The sequence below is a fragment of the Microcystis sp. M113S1 genome, assembly GCF_020246945.1.
In the GTDB taxonomy this organism is placed as follows: Bacteria; Cyanobacteriota; Cyanobacteriia; order Cyanobacteriales; family Microcystaceae; genus Microcystis.
Genome location: NZ_JADBSA010000291.1, coordinates 1 through 6040, shown reverse-complemented (window position 1 = coordinate 6040; position 6040 = coordinate 1). Strand labels below are relative to the sequence as shown.

General features: G+C 37.8%; 5 protein-coding genes and 2 pseudogenes. All 7 read right to left on the bottom strand.

Annotation, left to right across the window (positions count from 1 at the left end):
* A pseudogene (locus IM319_RS14735) lies at positions 1-426 on the bottom strand (glycosyltransferase); the annotation flags it as partial.
* Between the two features lie 19 nt (positions 427-445).
* A complete protein-coding gene (locus IM319_RS14730) occupies positions 446-1648 on the bottom strand; it encodes a glycosyltransferase family 4 protein (RefSeq protein WP_287736044.1) in 1203 nt (400 codons plus the stop codon).
* The gene (locus IM319_RS14725; protein ID WP_287736042.1) at positions 1645-2565 is read right to left on the bottom strand and encodes an NAD-dependent epimerase/dehydratase family protein; all 921 of its coding nucleotides are present in this window, start codon (positions 2563-2565) and stop codon (positions 1645-1647) included. Before IM319_RS14725 ends, IM319_RS14730 begins: the two co-directional genes overlap by 4 nt.
* Positions 2566-2575: 10 nt before the next feature.
* Complete coding sequence (locus tag IM319_RS14720) at positions 2576-3424, bottom strand: class I SAM-dependent methyltransferase (RefSeq protein WP_287736041.1); 849 nt, start codon at positions 3422-3424, stop codon at positions 2576-2578.
* Between the two features lie 6 nt (positions 3425-3430).
* Positions 3431-4309 carry a methyltransferase domain-containing protein gene (locus IM319_RS14715; protein WP_287736040.1) on the bottom strand — a complete coding sequence of 293 codons (879 nt, stop codon included), beginning with the start codon at positions 4307-4309 and terminating at the stop codon, positions 3431-3433.
* Positions 4310-4356: 47 nt separating this feature from the next.
* Positions 4357-4595: pseudogene (locus IM319_RS14710) on the bottom strand (zinc ribbon domain-containing protein); the annotation flags it as partial.
* Between the two features lie 353 nt (positions 4596-4948).
* Positions 4949-5878 (bottom strand): glycosyltransferase family 2 protein, encoded by a 930-nt coding sequence (locus tag IM319_RS14705; RefSeq protein ID WP_287736039.1) that lies wholly within the window; start codon positions 5876-5878, stop codon positions 4949-4951.
* Positions 5879-6040 lie beyond the last annotated feature (162 nt).

Here is a 6040-nt window from a genome sequence, read left to right as displayed (position 1 = left end):
CCTTTCTGTATCTTCTAATACCCAATTAATTCCCAGTGCCAAGTCTTCCACCTCGAAGGGGTGGGCCAGATAACCATTCTCTTGATGTTCGATCATATCAGGCATTCCACCAATTTTAAAGGCAACAGAGGGAGTGGCACAGGCGAGAGCTTCCATGACTGTATTGGGAAGATTATCCTCAATTGAGGGAGCGACAAAAATATCGGCGGCGGCATAGACTAAAGCTAGGGAAATGTCATCATTTAATCTGCCTAAATAATGGGTTTTCAGTCCAAAATCAGGCGGATTAACCGGTTCAGAAGCCCCGAAGACCACTAACTCTAATTTATGCTGCCATATTTCCCACTGGCTGAGTTTTTTTATGGCAGGTAGCAGCAGATGAAATCCTTTTCGGCGATCGCTTGTTGCCGTCATAGCACCAAAGAGAAATTGATTTAGTTTCCAACTAGGAAACAATTGTTTGGACAATATTCAGAAATTGTTCTGCATAAGTTTGGCATTCTATTTTATTGTTGGTTCGCGCTTCTGATTCAGATATTAAATCTGGTCCAGGCATAAGCTTAGTAGTTAATAATTCAAGGTGATTGGCAAGCTCTTGTGAAGAATCTGGTTGAAAAAATATAGCCCTGGGAGAATTTTGCTCTTTGTGGACAGAAATATCTGATAATAATATTGTTTTACCTAACACTCGAGCATCTTCTACTACTGTACTCCATCCTTCAAACAATGAAGGCTGAATCACTGCTAACGATCTCCTCATGAGTTGAATCTGATCCCAACGTGGAATTAATCCAAGAATTATAAATTGATCGCTTAAAGAGTTTTTTTCAATTGAATTTTTTATTTCTTCTCCATACTTAGGAAATCGGCTATCATAAAGTTTACCAGTACACACAACTACGGGCTTGACATTTGTTCTTTTCAATAAGATAAGTGCTTCTATGATAAGCTTATGATTTTTGTGTATCCAAAATTGATTGCTAACCAAAAAGAACTTGTTTGGAAGATTATATTTTTCCTGAACTAATGTTGGAGCTAAATGATTTTCAAACCAGTCTTGATTGGGTATCGTTCTAAAACTTAATACAAATTTCTGAGCTTTAGATTCAGGGTAAAAAGCGGCAAAATCGCTCAAAGCACTTTCACTGCTAAAGACTATATTTAACGAATTGTTAGATAAATATTCAAATGCTTTATCACGGCTTTTTATTTCTTTGGCAGAAAAATATGAGGGTAGATATTTATGTTGAAAATCTGGAATCCAAGTTGACCAACCGCAATTAAACTCCCAGTAAATACCCCACTTTATTGAAACAGGATATACAAAGTCTATTTCTTTACTTTCTAAAAGTTTTATCAACCTTCTATCCCTTAGCCAAGAAGCACTTTGACCGACTTTCCATAATAATCGATTCAAAAAAGAGGGCTTTATACAATTAGTTATGTATATTTGTTCCACTAGATTTTCCAGTTCTTCATAATAGCTTTTTTTGAGATTAGAACCAATAAATAAATATAGCTTAATATGCTCCCTTTTATTGGCGGGTAACTCGGCAATAGATTTGACAAGATTTTTAATATAAATAATCCCCCCCATCCAGTTATCATCAGCTTGCATCAGAATACCAATATTTAAGGTTTTTATCATCCCATTAGCTCCGCACGACACCATTGAGTATAGACACTGATTCCTCTATCAAGAGTTACTTCAGGAAGAAACCCAAGTTTTTTGAGACAATTTATATCAGCTTTCCAGTTTAAGGGATTGCCAATAGGTATTGTACCATCAAAATGTACAGGAATATCGAGTTTCAAATGTTCTAGTATCAAGTTAACTAACTCCTTAATAGAGGTTTCTGTTCCACTTGCCAAGTTATAAACATCGGCGTGACAAGGAGCTTTCTCTGTTAAGAGGTAGAGAGCTTTGGCTATATCTCGACTATGGATAAAGTCACGACTTTCATTACCTGTTCCCTGTAGATTGAGAACGGGGTTTGTCAGAGCCTTATGACAGATATCCCAGACAACTTGTCGCCTCAATCCCGGACCATAGGCAGAAAAGATGCGTACTGTAGCTGTGAGTAAGCCATAAACTTGGAAAAACTCCTGGCAAAGTTGTTCACAGATTAGCTTATGGTAGCCATAGGGTGAAATAGGATTGAGGGAATGACTTTCATTAATAGGTAAAGTTTTGGGATTACCATAAACAGCAGCACTAGAAAGATAAATAACTCGGCATTGAGGTGCATGAAGGCGAAGTGCATCTAATAAGTTGAAAGTAACAACTACTCCATCGGTAAAATCTGCTTTTGGTTCACTTACTGAAAGAGCAACTGATGCCCTTGCAGCACAATGGATGCAGACCTGTGGCTGTAGTTGTTCGATCAGTATGGCTAAATCAGGGGAAGGTAGAGTGAGTTGATAATAACCCAAGAGATATTGAGTTGGCGCGTTTTCTGGAGGACGGGTTCCCAAACCGACAACAGACCACCCAGCTTGGGCGAATTCGCGAGCTATATACCGCCCAATAAATCCTGTAACACCAGTAATAAGAACAGTTTTCAAGATATTAATCTCAGGGTTTGATAGCAATAAATGAATAATGACGACCTGGAGTGTCTGACTTTTGAGATTGATACCAACCACAAAACTTTTGTAAAGTTTCATTGTTAGCCAGCCAGTTGCCTAATTTGTCACCAATAATAGGAGCTAGGACAGATTTAATTAAGTTTGAAAAGTCCTGTTGGGTCATCGGTGCATAGTTGATTACGCTGTCGAAGGGAGCGATTGCTTTTTGCAGTTTTAGTCTGGCTGTCTCGATAGCTTCTAGGTATTCTTGCAGCAAATAAGCATTCTCTCCGCCATATAAGAAATGTAGAGGATGTGACGCTAAAAAGAGTGGTAAGTCTTCCTTTTTTGAGATAATATGTTCACGAGTTGCTATCAATACTCCTCCAGGTTTTAAGACTCGTGCTGCTTCTTGACAGAGTCTTTTTAAATCCTGGGCATGATGAAGTACCGCTCGTCCATAAACGATGTCAAAAGTATTGTCCTCAAAGGGTAAGGTTTCTCCATATTCTTGAATAATTTGAATAGGTAACTGAGTGCTGTCAACTAAAGATTGGATGGCTTGAGCGCCAACCAGCGGACTAGAATCTGGTTCTAAGGCAGTAACGGAACATCCCAATTTAGCAAAAGCATAACTGGAAATTCCTCGACCTGCACCCAAATCTAATACTTTTCCCGGTATATATTGACTCAATAGATTTTTAACTGCAAGCCATTCTTCACTGTTACTAAATCTTTCTGCTGCTAACTCCAACGGATCGTCGTAATAACAGCAACGTACCAGTTCTTGTTTTTCTGGCTGCTCTCTAAGCCAACGAACTGCTTGTTCCCAAGTATGAGTAAATTTAGTAGACATATCAGATTATTTCCATAACTCTAAAGCAGCGATCGCACGGCTGCAGGCCGCATAATCAGAATCGTAATCTTTCGTACTATTAGGATTAAAGTATTTGGTTTCATGAATATTAAAACCTTGAAATTTCTGACAATACTGTTTATCGCTTATTGACCATCCACCTGACTCATAGCAGAAATAAGTTTCAATCAGCTTTGCCGGAGCAAAAGTATCAATTAACAAGTCAATCATTTCAGCATTAAACTGCTGATACCAGCCAAAATCAGTGTACTGACCGTAAGGTACGGTAATGTAAACTTTCCCTCCTGGTTTAGTCACCCTCTTAAATTCTGATACAGCCTGTAAATAATCTAGACATTTGTTCTCTCTAAAAGTTGGATTTGATGAGTAGATTGAGTTATCCATACCAATGTGTTCAATCGTAGAACTTGACACCACCTCGTCAAACCAATCATCTTTAATTGGAATCTTACGCAAATCTCCGAAAAGATAAGATATCTTCTTCCACCAATAACAGTTCCCTTCAGGCTCTAAAGTCATTATAGTAATATTTTTGTTCTTAAGTTTTGGATTCTCTAAAAGATAGGCAAAATTAAGAACAGATCCTGCATCGAGTAGCTTTCCTTCTCCCTGACTAATTCGTGAAATCAACCAAGGATATTCAACAACTCGCTCATCCAAAAATTCTCCATATTGCTTTGGCAGCTGCAAGCTATTTTGAAAAATATCTATTGTCAAGGAATCATTGATAGATTTTCTAATTATATTTTCTTTAAACAAACTATAGCCAGTTGACCAAGGTTTTCGTCCATTTATTAGGTACGAATATATTTTCATTTGTTTAGCAATACTTCTACTATTTAGCCAGCGAACAATACTTTTCATTATTTTAGATTCAGATAAGAATTTATTTCTTTGACATACTCCCACCGTCAAGCTACGCTGTGACGGGGGATTCTTGACCTATCACTATCGGAAATTCCTTGTTCAACGAGACAGCTTAGATTCTCAATGTCTCCACAGTACCGTTGAGATGATTTCCCAAATATTTCAACCCTTTTTTAAGAATATTTATTGCTGCATTATGATCCCTATCTAAGACTGTTTGACAATTGGGACATTGATGAGTTCTAGTGCTTAATGTTTTTTGAACTCTTGTTCCACAAGTTGATATTCTGGTCGGATTTCATCCCCCGCAAAGGTGAGTATCTTGTCGAAAAATGTAGCGGGGGCATTCATCCGACATTTTAGGTAAAGATATTGTAGTGTATTATGAACAGATGCCAGAAATTTCATGATATAAATGTCTATTTTGTAGATTTTGTTGTTTGACTGAGTTTATCTTGATTTTTTGGTGGCATAAATACATAAACCAGAGGGCATTTTTTGAGTATTTAGCGTTAGCTGAGCAATAGAGGTAAAGATAATATCGTCATCTCATTTTTTCACTTCCATAACCAGATTGGTATCTATTTGGTAATTATAAATAACGCAGAAATCTCGTTTCATCTTTAGCACGAATAATTAAGTATCTCCTAACAATTTCAAAATTTTGGATTTCAACTTAAATAACAAACTTATCTGGGGTCTATAAATATTTTCCCAAGTGAACCTGTCCGCCTCAAAATGACGAGTGATGAAGGGTGGATGTTGTAGAGGGAAGGACATTTCCCTCACTGGGTTATTGACAACAGATTGAATGGCTCTGCTGGTGTGGGTAGCATCCGCACCAAATCCAATATTACTAACTAAATTTACATTAGGAAGGATAGTTAGACCATTCTGAATCCAACAGGCAAATGTCCATCCATAATCCCAACTATCGACTTTATTATCATAAGCAGTTTGAAAAATCTTCGTCCAGTATTTCACCGCCTGAGTTTCTCCTAAAATAGACTCAAGCCAGCTACCATCACTAATTTCTTGCCATAGCTTCATTTTAAGATCATAATATTGCCAGGCTCGCCTCCAACTTGCCCAACCCCAAATATGATTATAGCGAGAAAAATAGTAACTGTACTCCGTGCGCTTTCTCCCAAACTGAAAATTATCTCCCGATATCACCATAATTCTCTGGTCATGCCTGTAGTATTCTAACAGTTCCTCACAAAATTGAAAAAAACTAGGGTGCGGTAGGCAATCATCTTCAAGAATAATTGCTTCTTCAACTGTATCAAAAACCCAGTTTAATCCACTGGAAACCCGACTCTTACAACCTAAATTTACATCCGAATAATTCGTTAATACCTCACAATCCCAATCAACTCCATCAATAATAGCACGAGCCGCCTTACACTTTTCAATATCATCGGCTCTATCTGGACGGAGACCATCGGCAACCACTAATAACTTAGGTGGTTTAGCCTGACGGATAGCTTCAAATACCCTCGCCGTCGTATCAGGTCGATTAAAAATCAGGAAGGCGATAGGAGTGGTTAGTTGGAAGTCAGCCATAAACGAATTTGCTGTTAACTCGTGGTATCCTAACCCACCCTGACCAAATTGTCAACCCATTTCAGGATTTTCAGAGCCATTAATTTTATTTTCACTATCTCCACTGTTAAAATCCGAAGCTTTCAAGACAGTTAATCCAACTAAGTCTCGGTCTCTATAATG